The sequence below is a fragment of the Alteromonas lipotrueae genome, assembly GCF_019249255.1.
Taxonomy (GTDB): Bacteria; Pseudomonadota; Gammaproteobacteria; order Enterobacterales; family Alteromonadaceae; genus Alteromonas; species Alteromonas lipotrueae.
Genome location: NZ_JAESDJ010000022.1, coordinates 21,997 through 43,545 on the forward strand (window position 1 = coordinate 21,997; position 21,549 = coordinate 43,545).

Annotated in this window: 21 protein-coding genes; 13 read left to right on the forward strand and 8 right to left on the reverse strand. The window is 43.1% G+C overall.

All coding sequences use genetic code 11. The features are described from left to right. Positions 1 to 138 precede the first annotated feature (138 nt). From KYS23_RS19305 to KYS23_RS19315, 3 genes are all read left to right on the forward strand, one after another. Complete coding sequence (locus KYS23_RS19305; protein ID WP_218419839.1) at positions 139 to 1,242, forward strand: L-dopachrome tautomerase-related protein; 1,104 nt, start codon at positions 139 to 141, stop codon at positions 1,240 to 1,242. Between the two features lie 98 nt (positions 1,243 to 1,340). After that, positions 1,341 to 1,643, forward strand: coding sequence for a putative quinol monooxygenase (locus tag KYS23_RS19310; RefSeq protein WP_159532514.1), 303 nt, complete (start codon positions 1,341 to 1,343; stop codon positions 1,641 to 1,643). Further along, a complete protein-coding gene (locus KYS23_RS19315) occupies positions 1,640 to 2,431 on the forward strand; it encodes a glycine betaine ABC transporter substrate-binding protein (RefSeq protein ID WP_218419841.1) in 792 nt (263 codons plus the stop codon). The genes KYS23_RS19310 and KYS23_RS19315 overlap by 4 nt, the downstream gene beginning before the upstream one ends. A 36-nt stretch (positions 2,432 to 2,467) precedes the next feature. Here KYS23_RS19315 and KYS23_RS19320 read toward each other — a convergent pair whose 3' ends face one another. Then, positions 2,468 to 2,776 carry a hypothetical protein gene (locus KYS23_RS19320; protein ID WP_159532518.1) on the reverse strand — a complete coding sequence of 103 codons (309 nt, stop codon included), beginning with the start codon at positions 2,774 to 2,776 and terminating at the stop codon, positions 2,468 to 2,470. A gap of 387 nt (positions 2,777 to 3,163) precedes the next feature. On the opposite strand from KYS23_RS19320, the gene KYS23_RS19325 reads away from it, so the two are divergent. From KYS23_RS19325 to KYS23_RS19345, 5 genes are all read left to right on the forward strand, one after another. Next, a complete protein-coding gene (locus KYS23_RS19325; RefSeq protein ID WP_159532520.1) occupies positions 3,164 to 3,778 on the forward strand; it encodes a hypothetical protein in 615 nt (204 codons plus the stop codon). Between the two features lie 49 nt (positions 3,779 to 3,827). After that, the gene (locus KYS23_RS19330) at positions 3,828 to 4,271 is read left to right on the forward strand and encodes a ricin-type beta-trefoil lectin domain protein (protein WP_218397487.1); all 444 of its coding nucleotides are present in this window, start codon (positions 3,828 to 3,830) and stop codon (positions 4,269 to 4,271) included. A gap of 192 nt (positions 4,272 to 4,463) precedes the next feature. Beyond that, entirely contained in the window at positions 4,464 to 7,868 is a 3,405-nt protein-coding gene (locus KYS23_RS19335) for an nSTAND1 domain-containing NTPase (protein WP_218419847.1), read from the forward strand. Between the two features lie 19 nt (positions 7,869 to 7,887). Continuing rightward, the gene (locus KYS23_RS19340; protein WP_159532528.1) at positions 7,888 to 8,427 is read left to right on the forward strand and encodes a hypothetical protein; all 540 of its coding nucleotides are present in this window, start codon (positions 7,888 to 7,890) and stop codon (positions 8,425 to 8,427) included. Positions 8,428 to 8,621: 194 nt separating this feature from the next. Continuing rightward, a complete protein-coding gene (locus KYS23_RS19345) occupies positions 8,622 to 9,017 on the forward strand; it encodes a hypothetical protein (RefSeq protein ID WP_159532530.1) in 396 nt (131 codons plus the stop codon). Between the two features lie 63 nt (positions 9,018 to 9,080). Here the strand turns inward: KYS23_RS19345 and KYS23_RS19350 are convergent, their stop codons facing one another. Further along, positions 9,081 to 10,508 (reverse strand): aminotransferase-like domain-containing protein, encoded by a 1,428-nt coding sequence (locus KYS23_RS19350; protein WP_159532532.1) that lies wholly within the window; start codon positions 10,506 to 10,508, stop codon positions 9,081 to 9,083. 261 nt (positions 10,509 to 10,769) lie between these two features. Here KYS23_RS19350 and KYS23_RS19355 point away from each other — a divergent pair, with 261 nt between their 5' ends. Then, positions 10,770 to 11,372, forward strand: coding sequence for a LysE family translocator (locus KYS23_RS19355; RefSeq protein ID WP_218397483.1), 603 nt, complete (start codon positions 10,770 to 10,772; stop codon positions 11,370 to 11,372). A gap of 142 nt (positions 11,373 to 11,514) precedes the next feature. Here KYS23_RS19355 and KYS23_RS19360 read toward each other — a convergent pair whose 3' ends face one another. After that, positions 11,515 to 11,937: a hypothetical protein gene (locus tag KYS23_RS19360; protein WP_218419849.1), complete on the reverse strand. Its 423-nt coding sequence runs from the start codon at positions 11,935 to 11,937 to the stop codon at positions 11,515 to 11,517. Between the two features lie 324 nt (positions 11,938 to 12,261). Further along, a complete protein-coding gene (locus KYS23_RS19365; protein WP_159532537.1) occupies positions 12,262 to 12,759 on the reverse strand; it encodes a M48 metallopeptidase family protein in 498 nt (165 codons plus the stop codon). 254 nt (positions 12,760 to 13,013) lie between these two features. Between KYS23_RS19365 and KYS23_RS19370 the strand changes: the two genes are divergently transcribed. The 3 genes from KYS23_RS19370 to KYS23_RS19380 all read left to right on the forward strand — a co-directional run bounded on the left by KYS23_RS19370 (position 13,014) and on the right by KYS23_RS19380 (position 16,180). Further along, positions 13,014 to 14,690 (forward strand): S41 family peptidase, encoded by a 1,677-nt coding sequence (locus tag KYS23_RS19370; RefSeq protein WP_218419851.1) that lies wholly within the window; start codon positions 13,014 to 13,016, stop codon positions 14,688 to 14,690. Then, on the forward strand, positions 14,690 to 15,088 hold the full coding sequence (locus tag KYS23_RS19375) for a hypothetical protein (RefSeq protein WP_218419853.1): 399 nt from the start codon (positions 14,690 to 14,692) through the stop codon (positions 15,086 to 15,088). The genes KYS23_RS19370 and KYS23_RS19375 overlap by 1 nt, the downstream gene beginning before the upstream one ends. An 84-nt stretch (positions 15,089 to 15,172) precedes the next feature. Next, positions 15,173 to 16,180, forward strand: coding sequence for an alpha/beta fold hydrolase (locus KYS23_RS19380; protein WP_218397475.1), 1,008 nt, complete (start codon positions 15,173 to 15,175; stop codon positions 16,178 to 16,180). Between the two features lie 60 nt (positions 16,181 to 16,240). Here the strand turns inward: KYS23_RS19380 and KYS23_RS19385 are convergent, their stop codons facing one another. After that, on the reverse strand, positions 16,241 to 16,582 hold the full coding sequence (locus KYS23_RS19385) for a PBPRA1643 family SWIM/SEC-C metal-binding motif protein (protein ID WP_218397474.1): 342 nt from the start codon (positions 16,580 to 16,582) through the stop codon (positions 16,241 to 16,243). Positions 16,583 to 17,369: 787 nt separating this feature from the next. Between KYS23_RS19385 and KYS23_RS19390 the strand changes: the two genes are divergently transcribed. Then, a complete protein-coding gene (locus tag KYS23_RS19390) occupies positions 17,370 to 18,044 on the forward strand; it encodes a nitroreductase family protein (protein WP_159532546.1) in 675 nt (224 codons plus the stop codon). A gap of 65 nt (positions 18,045 to 18,109) precedes the next feature. Here KYS23_RS19390 and KYS23_RS19395 read toward each other — a convergent pair whose 3' ends face one another. The 3 genes from KYS23_RS19395 to nhaC form a co-directional block, all read right to left on the reverse strand. Beyond that, on the reverse strand, positions 18,110 to 18,640 hold the full coding sequence (locus tag KYS23_RS19395) for a DUF1569 domain-containing protein (protein ID WP_220099955.1): 531 nt from the start codon (positions 18,638 to 18,640) through the stop codon (positions 18,110 to 18,112). An 87-nt stretch (positions 18,641 to 18,727) separates the two neighbouring features. Continuing rightward, positions 18,728 to 19,846, reverse strand: a complete 1,119-nt coding sequence (locus KYS23_RS19400) for a zinc-binding dehydrogenase (RefSeq protein ID WP_159532548.1) — start codon at positions 19,844 to 19,846, stop codon at positions 18,728 to 18,730. Between the two features lie 178 nt (positions 19,847 to 20,024). Beyond that, complete coding sequence (gene nhaC / locus KYS23_RS19405) at positions 20,025 to 21,512, reverse strand: Na+/H+ antiporter NhaC (protein WP_218397472.1); 1,488 nt, start codon at positions 21,510 to 21,512, stop codon at positions 20,025 to 20,027. Between the last annotated feature and the right edge of the window lie 37 nt (positions 21,513 to 21,549).

Here is a 21,549-nt window from a genome sequence, read left to right on the forward strand (position 1 = left end):
CACTGTTTTTCACTTAGCAATTAACATCTATTCTTTACTCATCGACATAGCAAATACCAAAACCAGTGCAAATACACAGCAGTCTTCAACGGTGCTATTTGGGCTTTTTGAATTAATTACTCCATTACAGGAAAGACAATGAAACTATTTAAAGCATCTCTTATTACTGCGGCTATTGGCTTATCAAGTGTTGTAGGAGCGCTGGCAAATGCAGTAGAAGTGGGCCCACTAGAGCCTGTTACTCAATTTACTGAATATCGTGGTGGTGGCATTACTATTACGCCAAGCGGCCGCACTATTATCAGCATGCATCCACTAGACAACCCTAAAGTGAAGGTGGTTGAAGTGATGGCGAATGGTTCAAAACAACCCTTCCCTACCCCTGATTGGGCGGATGGCCCAGAAGTAGGTGAAGTGGGATTAACATCTGTTATTGGTGTTCACAGCGATAGCGAAGGCGTAGTGTGGATCCTTGATATGGGCAGCGAAACATCGCCAGCACAGATAGTGGCTTGGGACAGCGTAAACCATAAGCTTCACACAACTATTACGTTGACAAAATCATCGCTACAACCAAACTCATTCATCCAAGATTTCTCTATTGATGAAAAACACGGCAAAATTTATATTGCCGATATGACGTTCGGTAACTTTGCAGGGGCTACTAAGCCAGCAATTATTGTTGTCGACTTGAAATCTGGCAAGTCAAAGCGTGTACTGGAAAACGCAGCACAATTAATGCATGAAGACAGAGATATAGTTATTGAAGCTTCTTTATTAGCGTCAAAAACTACAGAAGGTGAAACCAACGCGTTACGCTTTGGTTTAAACCCAATTGCCATTGATGATAAAAACGATTGGTTATATTTTGGTGCATTTACTGGCACAAAAGTCTACAGAATTCCAACATCAGCCATTAGTAACACAAAAAATTCAGACAAAAAACTGGCACAAAGCATTGAAGTTTATGGTCCTAAAAACCCAAGCGATGGTATTGCTTATGCACCAGGTGGCGGAATTTTAGCCACAGATCTAGAGCATAATGCGGTGGGGTTAACCACGAAGGGCCATTACGAAATACTGGTTCAAGATAAACGTCTTTCATGGCCTGATAGCTTGGCGGTAAGTAATGGTTATATTTACGTAACCCAAGATCAACTGCATCAACATCCTGCATTCAGCCAAGGCTTAGGTAACGCTAAACCACCTTACACACTTTACCGTTTTAGCTACCAACCTTAATACTATTTTAAATGGGTGCAATGCACCCATTTAAGCCTGATTTATTTTTCTATTTTTTTAATTATTCGCCAAATGCCCGCACTATTAAGGAACCTTTCATGCCTGAATTAACAATTGTCGCCAATATCACTGCAAAGAAAGACAACATTGATGTTGTAAAATCTGAGTTGAAAAAACTTGTTGAAATGACATTACCCGAAGAAGGCTGTATCACCTATGACCTTCATCAAGGTATAGAAAACCAAGCGCATTTTATGGTTTACGAAATCTGGGAAACCCGTGAACTGTGGCAAGCACATAATGAAAGTAAGCATTTAACTGAGTTTGTTGCCGCAACAAAAGGGGCATTTGAGCAATTTACCGTTGATGAAATGATGAAAGTTAATCAAGGTACGTTATGAAAAGTATCGTCAAGATAGGTGTAACTAACCTGTCGTTTCACCACGTGGCGGCGTCGCTTGTATCGAATGTGCTTAACAGTATGGGATTTGATGTACAAAGAATCTACTCTCCCCATGAAACTAACTTTGAAAAGCTCAAATCTGGTGACGTTGACTTACTAGCGTCTGCTTGGTTACCGTCTAGTCATGGCGTATACAAGGCAAATGTTGAGGAAGTAATTTCATTAACAGAGCTCGGTTTGCATTATGAACCTTATGCCTTGTGGGGAGTACCGGATTACATTCCTGAATCTGCAGTATCAGAAGTTACGGATTTATTAAAACCGTCTGTCATTGAAAAAATGAACGCTAATATTCAGGGAATAAACCCTGGTGCGGGTATCACCCGGTTTTCAATTAAAATGATGGAAGAATATGGTTTAAGTAACGTGGGCTATAAATTCCATACTGGTACTGAAGAAGACTGTTTTACTGCGTTCGAAAAGCAGGTCGAAAAAGAAGATTGGTTTGTTGTTCCGCTTTGGAAACCTCAGTTTTTGCACTTTAAGCATAAGATCAGAGAAATTAAAGACCCTAAAGGGTTATTAGGTGTTGTAGATCGTGCCGTGCTTTTAATTCGTGATGATAAAAAGCAGTTGTTGACCAAAGCGCAATTAAACAAGCTAAATGCTTTGCGTTTCAACAATGATGTTATTGCTGAGCTTGATTATCACGTATCTAGAAATAACAAACCGATAGACGATGTTACCAAAGCTTGGTTAGTTTCAAATGAAATTATTCCCGCTTAAGCAGCAATGACATTAAAGCGCAATTTAAGGCCTGATTTAATCATCAGGCCCTTCTACAGTAAATACCAGGTGTCTTCGCATATCTTTTAGAATAACCCCTTTTTTCACCATGGCGGCGCTTAATCGCTTTCGCCATTTTAATAATACCGGTTCCGCGGCAGCTAAGGATTGTTCATCTTCAAACTGAAAGCGCAGTAATAAAGAACTTGGGAACATCTCGTATTTCATATCAAACCAGCACTGCACCATGCCGGGAATTTCAGCGCGCCCTTGCTCTTCAAGCATATTCGCGACATCAAGGACAAGTGCTTGTTGTTTAATTTGCACTTTAGAAAGTTTTTTCATCGATAGGGTCCATCTTAGGGGCTAACGTTCGCAGACGCTAAACTTAAACGAAAACCTAGATAAATACCAAGAAAGCAGAGCTAATCAACAAAAAATTCAAAGTAAAAAGCTCACTACAGAATAGTTTTAACACGCCTTTTGGTGGCGCAAACAAGAGCTACACCCAATATCTCCCGAACTCACAAAAAAAACTTAACCTACTGAATTAAATATATTTATCCATCCCGTAAGTCTCACTTCATGAAGTATTTTTAAACCGTTAAGTTTCCGTAAGTTCTTTTTCGTAGGATCCGGCAATACTCACTCCAACACCAATCGCTCTATAGATGCAGATTGCTGTCGCTTCACGATGGATTGGTAATTTCCACCCTACTTAAAGGAATGAACATGAAACAGTTAATGCTAGGTTGTTGTGCAATGATCTTGGTGTTTCCTGCTTGGGTAAGCGCAGTTACACAAACAGACAATCACTATGCAGCAAATAAAAGCAATGGCTATATTGCCTACATGAGTGAACCAGAAACCCTGGTTATCGAGCAGGGAAACAGCACATTGAAACGTGAAGTTCACCTGCCCCGAGTTCATCAAGCCGCTGAGTTTAGTTGGTCGAATGACAATCGCTACCTAACTTTTACTACGCATAACCAGCACCTGTGGCTATATGATTTACACCTTGCCACGCTTCGGCTTATTGAGTCGATGCCAAGCACAGCACCTGAAAGCAAATACTCACCCCAATGGTCAAACGCAGGAGATTGGTTGCTATTTATTTCGCACAACCAAACGGAAGCTCGCCCTCGCGTTTACTCCCCATTACGTAAGCACAGCTATGCCTTGCCCATGTCAGCCGATGATTTCAGTCATATTGCGTGGGCCAATCACAGTAACGAAATAACCTTATTGGATTTCGTTGGCAAGCGTGAACGCCTTGCCTCATTTAAGTTATTTGGCATCACCCTGACCGCCACTGATGCTCGCAGTTTAATGGCCTTAAAAAATTAACCTAGGCCCTAAATCTAATATCGAGAAATTGATAGAAAAGGAAACGATAATGAAAAACGTCATTAGAAAAGCAGCCTTTAGCCTAGTACCTGCAGTGCTCTTATTCGCTACTGTGCAAGCGGCAAATTTTAACGAATTGAACAAAATTGGTGTCGTGAATAACAACCTAGATACGCCCCACCAGATGGTCATTTATAACAGCGACCAAACGAAGTGCTTGTCGACATACGGCCATAACCGTAAGAGTACTAATGTATTAACTTATGAAACCTGCCGTGTAGATGGTTACGATACCTGGACAATAACAAGCTCAGGCAAGATTAAAAATCAACGTAGCGGAAAATGCCTTACTTCGCCTCAAGGCAGAAGCACCTTAACGCTTGCTCGATGTAATACGTCTATTAAACGCGGTTACACCGCCTACGACTTCGTTATTCTGAATCACCTAGACGTTCCCACAAATAGCGGTATCGAAGTAGCCCAATTAGATTAACTGTGGCGTCTTATCCCCTGCCGCAATGCTTTTGCGGCAGGGCTCCACCTACTTAAAACCTTAGAATCGATGAATAGTCTTGCAAACTCACCCGCTCGGATTAGACTTATACATGGCAAATTGATGACCCGAAAAAATGAAACATCAAGGGGTTGGAGTTCAGTCTGTCTTGGATATGGGATATCTGTAGACATGAGCGAAACCTTTCAACTTGGTGACTGGGAAGTCAATACATCGTTAAATTCCCTGTCTCGTGATAACACATCTGTTCACCTTGAACCTAAGATGATGGACGTGCTTGCCTATCTGTCAGCCCATGCAGGCGAGGTCATTAGTACCGAACAATTGCTTATCGAATTTTGGCAGGGCACTTTTTATGGCGATGCCCCAGTCCAGAAATGTATCGCCATGTTGCGCAAGAAGCTTGGCGATAATTCAAGGCAACCTTCATACATAGAAACCGTTCAGCGCCGAGGTTATCGCATTATTGCGAATGTGGTGCTATTAGACGAGCGTCAGCGATGGGGCAATCTTCAAAAGCTCAGCCGATGGACCCAAGGCTCACCCTATAGAGGGCTACAAACCTTTCAGCCCGAACACGCGGCGATATTCTTTGGACGCAATAAAGCAATCGCAGAAGTGGTTCACCATCTTAATCAGGCAATGGATGATAACTTCAGCTTTTTACTATTAATGGGAAAAAGTGGCAGCGGAAAATCATCACTGTTACGTGCGGGGGTTATTCCGTTTATTACCCGAAGTGAAGGTTTAGCGGGTATAAAAGTGCAGCACTACACAGTTATCACCCCCACCCGCGGCAAAGCTAGCAGTATATTCAGGCAGCTATTAGGTGCCCTTAATGATATGAGCATGCTGGTTGATACTTGGAATTTAGACGCGCATGCCTGTGACCTAAGCCAGCACCCTTCCCATCTAAAAGCCCTGCTTAAAGAAAGTGAGAGCATAACTGAATTGAATGATGGAGCGCCCTCAACTCACTCAGTAGCGCGCCCCCACAACCTCATTGTTATCGATCAGTTTGAGCAAGTGTTGCAAGACGCAAGCTTGTCGAAAGAAGACGCGGCTAGCTTAATAAGCTTTTTAACCGTGCTTGTAAAAACTCAACGCCTTATTCTAATTGTGTCGTTACGAAACGACTTTTATGCCAACAGTATGGAATTAGAAGGATTCGCACGGCTCAAAGACGAAGGCCAGCAATACGACCTTCAACCTCCTAACGCCACCGATATAGCCCGTATGATACGCCTGCCAGCGCTTTCTGCAGGCCTAAGCTTTGAAGAAAACGTACAAACTGGAGAAAAACTCGATGAGGTTTTGCTAGAAGCAGCGATTGGTCACCCCGATGCGCTGCCTTTAATGGAATTCACTCTAGACTTGCTCTACCAGCGCCGCGACAAAGAGAACACGCTGCTGTTTTCTGCCTTTGCCAACATTGGCGGTTTAGAAGGTGCAATAGCACAACAGGCCGAAACCACTTATCAAGGTATGAGCGAAACGGCTAAAGCAAGTTGGAAAAGCGTGATGCACGAATTGGTGACCATTAACGATGTGAATCAAACCGGCTTAATTGCTAGAAAAGTACCAATTGAGCAGTTTAGTGACGAGAACGATTTAGCCTTTATTCAGCAGTTTGTTGATGCACGATTATTCGTTACCGAATCAGACCTTGGTGCAAATGAACTTACTTATAATACATCAGCCCCTGATGCGAAGAGGAATAAGCGTGTTTGCGTTGCCCATGAAGCCTTATTAAAACACTGGGATCGCATTACCGACTGGGCACAAAAAAACCGTGCGGCTTTGCTAAAAAGAACGGAGCTCAATACCGATTGCAGCCGCTGGTTAAATGCGGGTAAACCTCAAGACATGTTACTGCCCTCAGGTAGAAAGTTAGACGACGCTCGCTGGATGGCAAAGCAACCCCACTTGCACTTAACACCGCAGGAAACATTATTCATTCACCTTTCTGAAGGCCAGCATAAAAAAACGCAGCGCTATAAAACGTCGGCCATTGCCGCCCTGGCGATATTGGCTGTGTCCACAACGGGTTTGGCCATTTATAGCAATAATCAAACTCAACTCGCTGTTGAACAAACCCACCAAGCACAGGTACTTCGAAACAAAGCTGAAAGCTTAGTAGATTACATGTTGGGCGACTTACGCAGCCAGCTAGAGCCCATAGGGAAACTGGACGTGCTCGAAGGTGTTGGGCAGAAAACATTAGATTATTATGCAGGTATTGAAACCGGTGATGGGCTAAGGCAAGCAAACTCGTTGAAGCTTTTAGCCGAGATAAACATTAACCGAGGAGAGTTTGAACATGCCGGTGAACAGTTATCTCAAGCGTTAAATATTTTAAATAAGCAGGACGCCGAGCAGCTAAAAATACAAGAAACAGCACCGAATGGCATTGCATCAGCGAACGCGTATTCACAAAGTACAACGCAAACTAGCGAGCAAGTATTGTTCTTAAAAGGGAACATTCACTATTGGATTGGCGTCATCGCCTACTTCAAACAAGACTATACCACTACCATCGAAGAATGGGCAAAGTACCTTAACTATTCACAAGAACTGTTAGTGCTTAATGAGCTAAACCCCAAGTGGATGCTGGAAGTAAGTTCGGCTCAACACAATATTGGTAGTTTAGCGCTTCGTATTTCCCAGTACGAAAGCGCCAGCCAAAATTTTCGTGACTCCATCGCTTTAAAACGCAAAATGTTAATTTCGCAACCTAACCATAGTGAAGTACAAGCCTCGCTGCGGGGTTCTTTGTTAGGACTAGTAGCAGTGGCCTTTCAAACTTTTGAATTCAAAGAAGCAGAAAAATTGGCAGAAGAAGCCTATACCCTTGCGGTTAAATTACTGCTCGAAAACCCTGACGACTACAACATTGTCTATCAAACATTGTCATCCGCTAATTTGCTAATACAAGCTCAAATGTCCGTTGGCAACAAATCAGGTGCTGATAAAACAATAACCGACGGTGTAATGCTGGCGCAGAAACTGGCTATACAAGAACCCGAAAATGAAGCCTGGATGACCAAAGTTGCCACATTAATGTTCTTCTATTGGGATTATCATTTGCTCTTCGACACAAAAGAAACAACCCCTGATCCAGCACTACTTAACCTTACTCGTGCTGCTTTTAACAAAACCAAAAACCTGCCTATAAAACAGAAAATTTACAGTGTGAAATTGGGTTTCGAAAACCGCGAAAATTCAGAGGTGATGACATATATTGCCCAACCATCCATTGAGTTCAATAGTGAATCCACCCCGCGTCTACTGTGGGAGTTACATTTAAAATGCCGCAACCACCCCTGCACCATCGGTGAGGATATACGAAAAGAGGTTGGGAAAGGCGAAGGTAAAAGCTTAGCCCTCACGCATTTTACGTTAGCGAACACCGAGAAACCGTCGAACGATATGAATGCTTCACTAACTGAATTCTATTTTTTACTGGTGTCATCTAGGCGAAGTGCGGCTAGAGATGTGCTATTAAGTCTGGAAAAGCAAGGGTACTTACATCCCCAGTTAACAGACGCAATTAATCGCGCTAAAGACGACACTTAAACCCTGAAAGGAGCTTCAGATGGAACATGATGATCAATGTCGTAAAATAGCTTATAGCTACACCTTAAATTTATCAGTATTTACTGACAATTTATTGGAGCAAACGCTGAAAGAAGGCGAAGGTACTGCAGAAGGTGAAGCCTACTTTTTTAAGTATGAGGGGAAAGGTTTTTCAAACGGAATATTATCAATACCCCAAAGCAATTTTGCCGATGGGGACGTGAGGATCACTATCTTACTGAATCAAACTGCATCAGCTCACAAGCACGGACCGGCGGGCTATAAATTTGCCTGGATCCATGCACGCCGAGCGGGTGATAAAGAAGAATATGTAGGACGGGGGCAGAGATTCGAAATGGAAAGCTGGCAAAATGACAAAGTTTCATTTCTGTTAACCGGTAAAATGCAATACAAAACGACTAAGGGCTGGGTAAACATAAACACCTGTGAGTTGGCGCTAGATGTTTGGGTACACCACACCTACCGTTCGCAATTAACCAAGGAATTTACTGTAGATAAAATTAACTGCGACCCACAAATTGAAATTCAACCCTCTTAATGAATCAGTTAGTCCAAAAGTAAGTGGGGGCATAAATACTCTTTACACTTTGACGAATATTTAGGCTAGACTGGAACCATCAAATATTAGTTATAAATAGGCTAGCAGCATAATCTAGTTTAGCGCTAATAGATGAATGCAACATTTTCACTAACCTTAACACTTGCACTAAATTCGGCAAAAGGAGTTTCACCATGAAAAACAAAGCAATTGCGTTAGCATTATTACTCACTGTTGTAGGCTGTTCTGAGTCTAACGAAGAATCAGCAGCAGAAGCAAAAAAAGAAGCCATGATGGAAATGGAGAAGGCTGGCGACGCGACAGCTGATGCCTACGAAGAAGGGAAAGAAAAAACAGTTGATGCTTGGGATGAAACTAAAGATTCTGCATCTAGTGCCTATGAAGATGGCAAAGACATGGCCTCTGATGCTTATGAAGATGGCAAAGATATGGCCTCTGACGCGTACGAAGACGGCAAAGAAAAAGGGGCTGACATGATGGATGCTGGCGCTGAAAAAGTGCGTGAAGCGTGCATTGAAATGAAGAAAAAAATGGGTGGTGACGTAAGCGAGTGTGATAGTAAAGACTAACTTACTGCACCCCAGCATTGTGTGTTTGGTACGTTTGTTACCAAACACACAGTGTATTTCCACTCACTCAGCTAATGACTCAATCAATTCGCCAAGCAACTTTATGCTGTGTGTACGAACATCTTGCGTACCGTCAATGAAGTTGAACCGCAAACAGTTTCGGTACTTTCCTGTCGCTGAAAATAACTGCCCTGGCGCGATATAAATCCCCTGTTCTTTGGCTTTATCAGCCAGTTTAACCGCGTCGTATTTCGCATTTAATTCAACCCACAGTACGTACCCGCCTTGAGGGTAGCTCACGCACGTATCTTGTGGAAAATAACGCTTAATATCAGCGCGCAAAGCATCTCTTGCACTTAAGTAATAGTGGCGCATTGCACGTATGTGCTTGTCGTAACCGCCTTGTTCGATATAGCTTGCTATGGCGAGCTGAGGCAATGTGGGGCACATGGAACTGCTAACATACTTTGCATGAAGTACTTGGTTCCTAAAGCTTCCTGGGGCTATCCACCCCACTCTAAAACCCGGCGCTAAGGTCTTAGAAAACGAAGAACACAATAAAACCCGGCCATCCTCATCAAACGACTTAACCGTTCTTGGGCGCGGATACGAATAAGCAATGTCGCCGTAAATATCATCTTCAATAATGGCGACATCGTATTCTCTGGCCATATCGTAGAGCGCTTTTTTCTTGTTATCGGGCATAACAAAACCCTGAGGATTATTGACGGTAGGTGCTACCAGAATGGCTTTTACCGGCCATTGATCTAGCGCCAGTTTTAATGCATCTAAACTCAAGCCAGTTTCAGAGTCTGTAGGTATTTCTAGTGCTTTTAAATTCGCGCCTTTTATTGCTTGCATGGCACCGTAAAAGCCCGGTGATTCAACCACGATGACATCACCCGCATTGGCCACCGCACGAAGGCATACAGACAATGCTTCTTGGCAACCTGAGGTAACGATAAACTCATCCGACTGCAACCTACAACCCGAGGCAGCAGTAAGCCGGCTAAGCTGCTTTCTAAGGTTCTGATCACCCTTCACATCACCGTACACCATGCCATCAAGCGGCCTATTCTTCGTTAATTCATACAGGCGCTTTGTCAGTGGCTTAAGGGTTTTAGCGGTCATGTTGGGCATGGCGTGCTGGAACTGGCATCGCGTTTCAATACCACTGTCTTTGTTAAACGTATTCAACAACATGTTGAGTACATCTTCCCACTGAGACACATCCATTGGCCGTTGCGGCGGCTTAGTCATTTTAGGTGTATTATTTAATGTCGTATTTGACGATACGAAATAGCCCGATTTAGGCTTCGCTTCAACGTACATTTGAGATTCTAAAACCCGATAGGCTTCTTGTACCGTAGCGATGCTAACGTGGTATTCTTGAGATAGTTGCCTTACCGAGGGAAGCTTATCTCCTTGTTCAAATAGCCCACGATCTATTTGGGCTTTTAGTTCACAGGCAAGCGACTCATACAGTGTCATTTATTTTACTCTATACAGATAATAACCATACAGATAACTATACCTTACCTTGTCACTAGAACTTACCATACAGTTCTAATAGTAATTAAGCATACAGTCCTCTCTCCCGCCTATCTGTATGGCATATTTTCAATACTTTTGGCTCTAATACATACACATATTAAAATGTACTATGCTGTGGCGTTATTAAGTAACGCCTATAGATTTGCAACTCAACTGTCGCTTATTGGTTTAAATAGAAGATTAGAGAAAGGGACTACCATGGAAATTTCGTTACTTTTTGCACTCGCCACTTTTGCTTTTATTAGTACAGTAACGCCCGGCCCCAACAACTTAATGCTATTGGCATCGGGGGCACAGTATGGTTACAAGAAGTCGATTCCACATATGTTGGGTATTGTAGTGGGGGTGGCAGGGCTAATGATTAGCACGCTTTTGGGCGTAGGGGCACTTTTCACATTATTTCCCGCCTTGTATACCGTACTAAAAGTACTGGGCATTGCGTATTTACTGTGGCTGGCCGTTAAAATTGCTACTGCACCTACCGATGAAATTGAAATCAAGAAAACCAGCCGCCAAGGGCCACTTAAGTGGTGGGAGGGCGCACTGTTTCAATTGATTAATCCTAAAGCGTGGATGATGGCATTGGCTAGTGTAGGCACATTTTCTGTTCCCGGTGAACACTACGCAGAATCGGGTCTTGCTATTGTTATGGCCTTTGCGCTTATTGGATTCCCGTGCATTTCTATTTGGGCTGCAGTAGGCGCCAAAATAAAAATTTGGCTTAGCTCGCCCATGCGCAGAAAGCGCTTCAACTTCACCATGGCTGCAGCCACAGCTGCTACATTGTTTTTGATTATTTAAAAAAGGGGAAATGACGTGAGAGTATGTTATCGACTAGACGATGTATTCCCCCCGCCAACGCTCTGCTTAAAATGGTTTAGCCGCTTTGGCTTGCAAGTAAACTAAGAATAACTTGCTGCGGCTAAACCCGTTTTAAAAAGCACTAAGGCGCGAAAAAGAAGCCTTTATCTACCCCACTAAAATTGTTTTTATGGTTCAACAAGTACTTTTTATTCTTAGCACCATCTATCAATCGTAAAATATTGTTCTGCGAGTCGTTGTTAGCCATGTTGCTAATACGAAACTTCAACTGCATAACATTTTCTGGCATGCCTAGAATTTCAAAAATAAACACCGACAAATGATCATCGAGTTTTATTTTGCCTTGGCCCAAACGCAATTGACTTGTGGTCACTTCTTGCGGTTTTTCACCTCGGCTAAAAGCCTTTACATCAAAGGCTTGTTTAATGTGTGCCACTAATCGTTGCTTATACTCTGCGCTGTCTTTCGGAATTGCCTTTAGCTTAGCCTTAACGTTACTGCTGGCAATAAGCGACTGGTCAATACCATACAGTGGCGTCATCACTTCATATATCCAGCGGCCATCATCTAGATGGCGAATTTGAAAGGTGGCAATATTGCTATGTGCGCATCACTAATGCTTGAGAACATCAGTGCACAAACCAATAAGATAAATTTAACACTTTGCATATTGGCAAACCTTTTAATTCCCAGAATGAGATGTTATGCCTAAATTTTTTGTTTTGGGAATATGAAAGGAAAGCTTCACAGTAATTGCGCATTTCGTAAGTGCTGTAACGCGCATAAATGAGCAATGCGATAGTAAGATATGAAGGCTGCACAGGAGGGGTAAATACTTCAACCAAATTAACACCCTGGCGTGATGAACTTATCGGTAAGGATTTTCGCCCATAGCAACAGCAACGCAAAACAATCGCAAATCTAATTCTAACTGGTGGTATTGCGGCTCCATATAACAGCAAAGTTGATAGAAACCTTTGTTATGGTCTTTTTCTTTAAAGTGAGCGAGTTCATGTACCACTAGCGCTTTGAGTAAAGGCTCGGGGGCGTACAGCAAGTCGCTGTTAATGGCTAAGTCATGCTTACGCGTTTTGCCTTGCATTCGATAGGTATGTGTACCCAACGCATTGGTGACCATATCACCTTGCTTTTTAAATGCCGCCCGTCCAAAAGGCGGCGCATTTTTTACATAACGCTTTTTTAGGTCGGTTGCATAATTATAAAGTAACTTATCGGTCGTTATAGTATGCGCAATGGGGTACTTTTTAACGAGGTAATTGCTTAACTTGTTGTCGGCTATTAGTTGTAGCGCTTGCTCAACAACAGTCTGGGGGTAGCCATTAAAATATCGTGCGTATTCACTCACTTCACTTTCTCCTTAGTACACACAATTATAAAGGAATTGGAAAACGGGGGGTTATTAATTTTCAGAAGATAGTCTGTTTTTATCTCCATCTCCCCTTATTTATTTTTACCACTTTCTAGCCGCTTTCCTATCAAGTGCCAATGGAATCCCCACATTAATTTAAACTTACTATATAGTCAGGTGCATCTTGATATGGCAATATTTGATTAATTCAATGGCCTGGGTTTTGTTGGCCGACTAGATAAGGAAAATCTATGCTGATAAACGCGCGCAAATGTACTGGTGTTGCTCTAGCTGTAACTGTTGCCATTCTAAGTGGTTGTGGAGGCAGTGGCGGAGGTGGCAGTACCACCACACCGGTAACCCCGACGACACCGGTAAGCAGTGCCCCTTCTTGGGAGCCTGGTGTTTTTGAATCACAATCTACTTTCATCGCGAAGTGTGAAACGCCAAGAACCGGCTCAGATCCTTTCACAGGCAGTGCTTATCCTGATTCACAAGGCTCGGCATTAGAAGAAAAGCTATGGTTACGTTCATGGACTAACGACACCTATCTTTGGTACGACGAAGTACCTGATAATGATCCCGAGAATTTCTCGGTATTGGCCTATTTCGACCAATTGAAAACCACAGAGTTAACGCCAAGTGGCACACTAAAAGATAACTTTCACTTTTCTCAAGATACCGCTGAATATAATGAGCTAACCCAAACCGGTGTCTCTTCAGGCTATGGATTTGATTGGGAGTTTGTTGCTAGCACTTCGCCCCGAGAGCTTGTGGTTCGTTTTACCGAACCTGACTCACCTGCAGCGTTAGCCAATGTACCTCGTGGCGCTTCATTGATTACGGTTAATGGTATCGACTTCGTTAATGACAATACCCAAAGCGGTGTAGACGCTATTAACACAGCCTTGTTTCCAGCTAATCCTGGCACGGTCACAAGCTTCGAATTTGAGTTGATTGACGGCAGCCCACTGGTAGTAGATATAACCTCCGCTGATGTAAGCGTAACGCCAGTGCAAAACGTTAGCGTGCTAGATACTGAAATTGGCAAAACAGGTTACTTTCAGTTCAATACCTTTATTCGCACAGCCCAAGATGGCCTTATCGATGCGTTTGATTTATTCGTAGATGAGAATGTAACCGAACTGGTAATAGACCTGCGTTACAACGGTGGTGGTTTACTAGCATTAGCTTCTCAGGTTTCCTATATGGTAGCAGGCCCTAGCCAAACCAATAACGCTATTTTCGAAACCACGCGCTTTAACGATAAGAGCGGCACAACAAATCCGGTAACCGGTGGCACGGTGCAGGCAACCCCATTTTATAGTAACGAAATTGACTATAACGCCGGCGTGCTAACGGACACTTTATTACCTAGTTTGTCGCTTACACGTGTTTACGTGATAACCACGGGTTCAACGTGCTCTGCCAGTGAAGCGGTAATGAACGCATTGCGGGGTGTCGATGTGGAGGTGGTACAAATAGGCTCCACCACCTGTGGTAAACCATATGGTTTCTATCCTACTGATAACTGCGGCGAAACCTATTTCACTATTCAGTTCCAAGGCGTGAACAATAAAGGCTTCGGCGATTACTCTGACGGTTTTATGCCGGTAGCATCCCCTAGCTTCGACTTCGAACTACCTGGCTGTGATATAGAAGACGACTTTACAGCAGTGTTAGGTAATCCTGAAGAAGGAATGTTGGCAGCGGCCTTGGAATATTCTGCTACCGGCAGCTGCCCTGTGGTTGCTTCAACAGAGGAGCTCACTAAGGCTAACGCTTTAGGCAATCAAGAAAGCGCTGCTAGCACGTCGAATAGCCAAACCGGAAATGCCCTGCTATCTATCGATAACCCGAATACGCGTAGAAACACCTTTATTTTGCACAATAAGGTTAACGAACCTGTAATTGAGGAGCGCCAGTAATGGCGCTTTTTAAGCTAGTTTTAGGTGCTGGTGCCATTTCATTTGTTTTAGCAAGTGGGTGCGCAATAACCGCAGTGCCAAGTGAAAATGACTTAGTTGACGCGCTTACTGACGACTTGAGTTTTGCCCAGAAACAGATAATAGAGACTAAAATTAGCGACTGGTTTGGCGGTGTAAAAGTTACCCTTGCCGACGATGTATTTTCTGAATCTTCGCAAGTTAGTATTGAGCGTAAAGCGCACTTGGACGAGAGAAGGTTACCTATTGAGGGAAGGCACAATAACCCCGCATTTACGTTTACGTTGCTGACCGATGGAAAGGACTGTGTATTGCGTAACGACCAAACTGGTGATATTGAAAAAATCGCTGAGATGACTTGTTTGGCAGAAGCAAAGTGAGAAAAGAAAGAAGGGCATAGTACATAAGTACCTTTAAAATACGTAGCCCCTTTCTATGGCTTAACTAAATTGCTAGGAGCGAACATGAAGTTATGGATTAAGATTCTTTTGGTTTTGTTGGGGGTCATACTTATCCTTGTTGTGTGGGCGGCAGTGTTGGATAAAGAATTTACGGAAACCAGTAATGCCGCCTATAGACAAAGTACCGGCGTTTTATTTAAAGAAGCAGGCATATCCCCTCAATCGAATTTTGTGAATACACAAGGGCCAGTTAAACGTGTTCATTATTACGAAATGGGTGAAGGCGAGCCTTTAATTCTGATCCATGGCGGGGGGGGTTATGCTTCACAGTGGTTTACTATCATGGAAGAACTGGCTAAGTCTTACCATTTGTTTGTTTTGGATCGCCCAGGAAGCGGCTTAACCGACAACTTTAGCTATGATGGTGTGAACCTGACGAAACATGGTGCAGAGTTCATTCGATCTTTTATGGACGCTTTAAATTTAGACAGTGCCCACTTGATAGGACATTCGATGGGTGGACTTTTCAGTGTGAATTTTGCAGATATTTACCCAGAACGCGTGAGAAAGCTTGTGTTGATTGGGCACCCAGCAGGAGGCACCACAACGATCCCGCCCCAAGTTATTTTGATGGGCCTACCGGGCGCCAATAAAATACTATTAAAGCTAATTGGCAAACCGACAGTTGAGGGAAGTAAGGACTTTCATGGCATGATGCTGGCGCATAAACCGGAACAATTATCTGATATCTATTGGCAAAATGATGTTAATGCCCAGCTTATTCCCGGAAATGCTCGCACATTCAATTCACTGCTTGAAAACTGTATAGAATTTGGCGGATTTAAAGAGGAATTCCTGATCCAAAATACATTGTTTAGCCTATCCCACAACGTGACTTTTATTGTTGGTGATAAAGATGTTTGGGACACTATTGAAAATGCTGAATATTTAGTATCAAAAATGAACAACGCCTCTATTCACATTATCAAAAATGCCAGTCACTTACCTTGGCTCGATGCGCCTGAAGAAAGCGGGCAACTAATTTTGAATGCATTGAAAGGAAAGAATTAGGTAGGGCAGAGTACTTTTGAGACAAAGCAATAATGTACTCTGACCTTATTTAGCTTCGCGTTAGCCACAGCACTTCTTATATTTTTTACCACTACCGCAAATACAAGGGTCGTTACGTGCAGGGGCTTTTTCTACTGTTACAGTGCCTTTTTTATTTAGTATTACTGTTAACGCTTGTATAGATTCGACCGCGCTTTCCGTGGTATCAACTGTAATATCTGCATACAAACCAGCTTCTGCCACTAATGCCTTTACTTCATGTTTTCGAGCTTCATTAGTTACTACTAATTTAAGCGGATATTTTTTACTACCGGCAATACGGCTAGCGTTTCGTTCATAACCGTATGTTAGGGTCGTTTGACGGGCGTCTTTACGACCTTTAAAAAAAAATTTATCTGACATTTGGTGTTCCAAATATTTAAAAGTAGAAGGTAGGTATCATCATTAAACCGTCACAAAAACTCGCTAACCAACCTGTGTTTTGGATGAGAGATATCAAACTGAAGTGATTTTCACCATACACTTCAATTTGAGAACCATTAGCTATCTATTTCTAATCCATTTTAACGAGGGAAAGTCATAATATCTTTGCCTACATTAACGCGTCCATAATGCTGTCTAGTCGTTCTAAACTCATGAGGAGCAATAAAAACAGGGGGAAGCTTTACTTACAGGCGTTACTTATCCAAGATTCAGGTTGAATAACACACCGTAAATAATAAAGAGTAATGTGATGATCTGCTTATGCCTATTCTACTACAAGTGCAAAGCCCACACATAATCTACTTGAGATTAACCTAGCCTATAGAACAAAAATAAAGCGGGGCCAGAGTACTTTTTCCAAATAAAATTCCTTCTGCACATACTCTCACTCCCTTTTTCTTACTGTCTTTTCGACTAGCTTTAGCAAGTACAGGGTTGTGGTGATAGCTAAATTTATTCAACGAAGTAATAACCGTGACCTAAGTACCATGATGCAAGCTTTAGGCGCGTGTATGTTAGATATTTTAACCAAAAGTACAAGCGGACTGGAAGGCGATGGGAAGGCAGGCCATCAAACCACGGTGCCATTGAGTGAAACGCAAAACTTCGCTTAAAAGGCTCTGGCTAATGTACTCATCTCAAGTATTCGGTTAATGTGCTCAGTTAATATATTTTGCCCCATTAATTCTAGAAATGAGACTACATAATGCAACCACACGACCACTCACCGCTAGATGACTTTGTTGAATATCCAGAAAATGAAATGATGTCGCGCAGCGCTGACTTTTTGCAAACGATGCAACGCAGGCACAGCATTCGCCATTTTAGCGACAGGCCTGTAGACAAAAAGGTTATCGAAAACTGCCTTTTAACGGCTGGCACTGCGCCGAGTGGTGCCAACCACCAGCCTTGGCATTTTGCAGCAATTAACTCCGCCACGGTAAAGCAAAAAGTAAGGGAACAAGCTGAAGCACATGAGCGTGGATTTTATGAAGGACGTGCTGGGAAGCAATGGCTTCAAGACCTCAAACCGTTAGGCACAGATTCAAGTAAACCGTACTTGGAATTAGCACCTTGGCTTATTGCCGTCTTTAGCCAGAAGTCTGGCGAAACAGAAAGCGGAGACAAACGCCAGAATTACTACGTTCATGAGTCGGTAGGCATTGCTGTGGGAATACTGATTACCGCCTTGCACAATGCGGGTTTGGCAACGCTAACTCACACACCAAAGCCCATGAACTTTTTAACGCAAGTGTGTAGCCGCCCAGAAAATGAACGGGCTTATATGCTGATTGTTGCCGGCTACCCCGCTGCTGAAGCCACTATTCCAGCTCATGCAAAGCAGAAAAAGTCACTTGAAAGCATCGCCAGCTTTCTTTGATAAGATAAATCGGCTCTAAGTGCTATGGATTAAAGGGCTTATAGTTTGTAATAAATCTGAGCGTTTTAAGTCGTTTCTATTTCCAAGAGGTGATTGTAAAAGTGCATGGCATGCGCTTTCTCATATTCCTGCTTGTTTAGATTTCCATAAGCAAAGTGCTCTGCCAATGGCCCTGTGTAGTGGCGAAATTTAACCATTGCCGCTCTAAACCGAGTGTATGCAGAATTAATATCTCCGCGTTCTTCAATTGAAGGAGCGCCAGGGATTGCTTCGCTTAAACCGTGCGTCATTTCTTGTCTTGCAGAAAAAACAGAAAAGGCCATCTTGCCCACAGTATTTTTGAATAAGTCGGATTTATGCTCAGGATAACCCAACATTGAGAATTCGACACTTTGCGCACAATGAATAAGAATTTTATAAAGATCCCAATCACCTAGCGTCAATACATCTTGTTTGATTACTTTATCTAACGTTTGAATTGAGGCATCGATACTCAGTGCTTTACTACTTGATTTACCGTCAAGCCATACTATGCCGGTTGCACCTATAGCTGCACCTCCAGCAATAATACCCAAAAGAAAGTTTCTACGATTCATCAATTTATTCCACAAGCGGTAACACTATATTAGGTAAAAATGGGGGCTTGCTACGCGTGCGCGTACTTACGAATGCCCCCTGCTCCATTATTTATTTGGCACAATCAGATACTTTTCACCAGTCTTCTTCGCATTGTATAGCGCTACATTTTCTGGCTGAAGCGCTTCTTCAAGGCTTAATTCTTTGGTGTAAGAAGACGCAAATGTGGTATTTATTTCAGTGGCCACCTTCTTGTAAAGCTCACCCACGCGCTGTTTATTTAATTTACCAAGGAAGCGCATTAGTAACCAACCACCTATTCCCCACGTCATACCATAAGCACGGTTCAAAATGGTTGGAGAGAAATCTAGGCCGCCGTATATATACACTTGCTTGTTGCTGTCAGAACCATAGGTGTTGAAGCCTTTGGCATCTTTACTGCCAGACGCTTCCATCATGGTAAGAATGTCGCTTACTAACTCGCCGCCGCCAATGGCATCGAAGGCTAAAGTTGCGCCTGTTTTATCTATCGCTTGGTAAAGCTGGGCTTTAAAGTTTTCGCTAGTAGAATCGAGCACAATTTTAGCGCCCAAATCTTTAAGAATTTCTACCTGTTGCTGACTACGTACAATGTTAACCAAATCTACACCTTCTTCTAGGCAGATTTTGTTTAGCATTTGGCCCAAGTTAGATGCCGCTGCGGTATGTACTAAGGCTTTATGGCCTTCCATACGCATGGTTTCTACCATACCCAGTGCAGTCAACGGATTTACAAACGAAGACGCCGCTTGCTGCGCCGTTGTGCTTTCCATATGCGGCAAACACGCTTGAGCTGGAACACATGCATATTCGGTGTAAGCTGCGCCAGTAAGGATAGAAACGGTTTTACCCATTAGTGCTTGAGCTTCAGGGCTGCTACCAGCTCCAACAACGGTTCCCGCTCCCTCATTACCAATAGGTAACGTTTGATCAAGACGCGACTTAATACGCATTAACAATGGTTGATGTACCGGTGCAACTAAGGCATTTTTGCTGGCATCAAAGGTTGCTTTATCAAGGCTGGCTGGGCCGAACATGGGCCACATATCGGAAGGATTGATAGGTGAAGCTTCCATACTAACAATCACTTCGTGTGGCTTGGGCTCTGGCACATCTACCTCTTTGATAGATACCTCTAGTTCGCCTTCTGATTTGATAAGCGTAAAAAGCTGTTTGGATTTATTCATTTTGGTTGTCTCGCTATGTTAATCAAGATCTACGTGTGAGCTAAGCTAACATGACGTTAACATCAGTAATATTTATATTGGTAATATATATAGGTGCAGATGAGTTATAAAAAATAAAAAAGGGGGCAGTGTACATTTTACGTGAAAAGTACTCTGCCCCCATTATTTGCGCTCTTATTTAATCCGTCTTCGGAGAGCCATTTTCGTTAAATTCAGCAATTGCCTCGCCGGAGCTCTTCCAACGTTCACGCTCTTCATCGCTTGCTTTAGGTGAATACAACCCTGTATACGCATAGAAAATACCAATTAATGGCGCAGTCCAACAGGCAAAGGCCAGCGGAATGTACAGTAGGTTTTCAAGGTTATCGCCAGATACTCCTAAACCCAGAGCAGTGATCACGAATGCTCCACCCGCATTCCATGGAATAAGTGGCGACATCAACGTGCCCCCCTCTTCAATGCCCCTGGCAAGGTTCAAGGTGGAATAGCCCATTCCTCGGTATACCGGTGAGTACATACGCCCAGGTAACGCCACTGACAAGTAGGGGTCACCAGCTACTAAATTAGTCGCAAATGCGGTTCCAACTGCGGCAGTTTGTGTGCCTGCAAATGTGGTTGCTTTGCTCTTTATCGCATTAATAATACTTCGCAAACACCCTGTGGTTTCAAGCGCGCCACCAAAACCTAGTGCAATGAGTACAAGCGAAATAGTCCACATCATTGACTGAATACCACCACGGTTTAATAAACCATCAATCTCAGAAATACCTGTTTCAATCGAGTACCCGTTATTGGCAAAATCAAATATCGACTGTAAGTTCTGCCCTTGGGTAATCATTGCCATTGCACTACCCACTACAACACCAGCGAATAGAGAGGGCAATGGCGGGCATTTCTTAAGTGCCAGCGCCATTACAACGACAGCAGGTAGCAGTGCCCAGGGAGAGATATAGAAGTTATCTTGTAGCGCGTTAGTAATACCCGAAATTTTTTCAAATGAAACGCTTTGCGTGTCGATAACAAAAAAGCCAACGGCTATGTAAATTACCAATGCTATTAACATGGCCGGCATTGTGGTCGCCATCATATTTTTGATATGAGAAAACACATCGGTTCCCGTCACCGCTGGGGCCAAATTTGTAGTGTCAGATAAGGGCGAGACTTTATCACCAAAGAAAGCACCAGATACTACCGCTCCGGCCGTCCAGTACATAGGAATATCGAAGCCCTCGCCAATACCCATTAATGCTAATCCAACTGTACCGACACTTCCCCAACTGGTCCCTAAGGAAACAGAAACCACTGCGCATATTATCATGCCAGCAGCCAAGAAGATTTCGGGAGATAGGGCTTTTAGCCCATAGTAAATAATGGTGGGAACGGTTCCGCTGGCTATCCAAACACCTATAATCATGCCAACGGTAATGAGGACCGACACCGATGGTAAAGCAACATGAACCACGTGAAAAATACCTTCTCGGATATCTACCCAAGTGAGTCCCAAATACATGCCAACCAAACTGGTTAGCGCTAGCCCGATAGTTAGCGGAATGTGTGGTTCGAATACGCCAAAATAGAATATCTGGGTACCCAAGATAATAAGGGTTAGCACCACAGGGGTTAAAGCAAGTAACAAACTGGGTGTGACAGGTTGCTTGTCATTCATGTCAATGTCCGTTATTTAGAAATCCATTCTTAAATCA

What these genes read in the sequence shown, in the direction of transcription:
- KYS23_RS19305 (WP_218419839.1), top strand. Translation starts at nt 139, where the DNA reads ATGAAACTATTTAAAGCATCTCTTATTACTGCGGCTATTGGCTTATCA.
- KYS23_RS19310 (WP_159532514.1), top strand. Translation starts at nt 1,341, where the DNA reads ATGCCTGAATTAACAATTGTCGCCAATATCACTGCAAAGAAAGACAAC.
- KYS23_RS19315 (WP_218419841.1), top strand. Translation starts at nt 1,640, where the DNA reads ATGAAAAGTATCGTCAAGATAGGTGTAACTAACCTGTCGTTTCACCAC.
- KYS23_RS19320 (WP_159532518.1), bottom strand. Translation starts at nt 2,776, where the DNA reads ATGAAAAAACTTTCTAAAGTGCAAATTAAACAACAAGCACTTGTCCTT.
- KYS23_RS19325 (WP_159532520.1), top strand. Translation starts at nt 3,164, where the DNA reads ATGAAACAGTTAATGCTAGGTTGTTGTGCAATGATCTTGGTGTTTCCT.
- KYS23_RS19330 (WP_218397487.1), top strand. Translation starts at nt 3,828, where the DNA reads ATGAAAAACGTCATTAGAAAAGCAGCCTTTAGCCTAGTACCTGCAGTG.
- KYS23_RS19335 (WP_218419847.1), top strand. Translation starts at nt 4,464, where the DNA reads ATGAGCGAAACCTTTCAACTTGGTGACTGGGAAGTCAATACATCGTTA.
- KYS23_RS19340 (WP_159532528.1), top strand. Translation starts at nt 7,888, where the DNA reads ATGGAACATGATGATCAATGTCGTAAAATAGCTTATAGCTACACCTTA.
- KYS23_RS19345 (WP_159532530.1), top strand. Translation starts at nt 8,622, where the DNA reads ATGAAAAACAAAGCAATTGCGTTAGCATTATTACTCACTGTTGTAGGC.
- KYS23_RS19350 (WP_159532532.1), bottom strand. Translation starts at nt 10,508, where the DNA reads ATGACACTGTATGAGTCGCTTGCCTGTGAACTAAAAGCCCAAATAGAT.
- KYS23_RS19355 (WP_218397483.1), top strand. Translation starts at nt 10,770, where the DNA reads ATGGAAATTTCGTTACTTTTTGCACTCGCCACTTTTGCTTTTATTAGT.
- KYS23_RS19370 (WP_218419851.1), top strand. Translation starts at nt 13,014, where the DNA reads ATGCTGATAAACGCGCGCAAATGTACTGGTGTTGCTCTAGCTGTAACT.
- KYS23_RS19375 (WP_218419853.1), top strand. Translation starts at nt 14,690, where the DNA reads ATGGCGCTTTTTAAGCTAGTTTTAGGTGCTGGTGCCATTTCATTTGTT.
- KYS23_RS19380 (WP_218397475.1), top strand. Translation starts at nt 15,173, where the DNA reads ATGAAGTTATGGATTAAGATTCTTTTGGTTTTGTTGGGGGTCATACTT.
- KYS23_RS19385 (WP_218397474.1), bottom strand. Translation starts at nt 16,582, where the DNA reads ATGTCAGATAAATTTTTTTTTAAAGGTCGTAAAGACGCCCGTCAAACG.
- KYS23_RS19390 (WP_159532546.1), top strand. Translation starts at nt 17,370, where the DNA reads ATGCAACCACACGACCACTCACCGCTAGATGACTTTGTTGAATATCCA.
- KYS23_RS19395 (WP_220099955.1), bottom strand. Translation starts at nt 18,640, where the DNA reads ATGAATCGTAGAAACTTTCTTTTGGGTATTATTGCTGGAGGTGCAGCT.
- KYS23_RS19400 (WP_159532548.1), bottom strand. Translation starts at nt 19,846, where the DNA reads ATGAATAAATCCAAACAGCTTTTTACGCTTATCAAATCAGAAGGCGAA.
- nhaC (WP_218397472.1), bottom strand. Translation starts at nt 21,512, where the DNA reads ATGAATGACAAGCAACCTGTCACACCCAGTTTGTTACTTGCTTTAACC.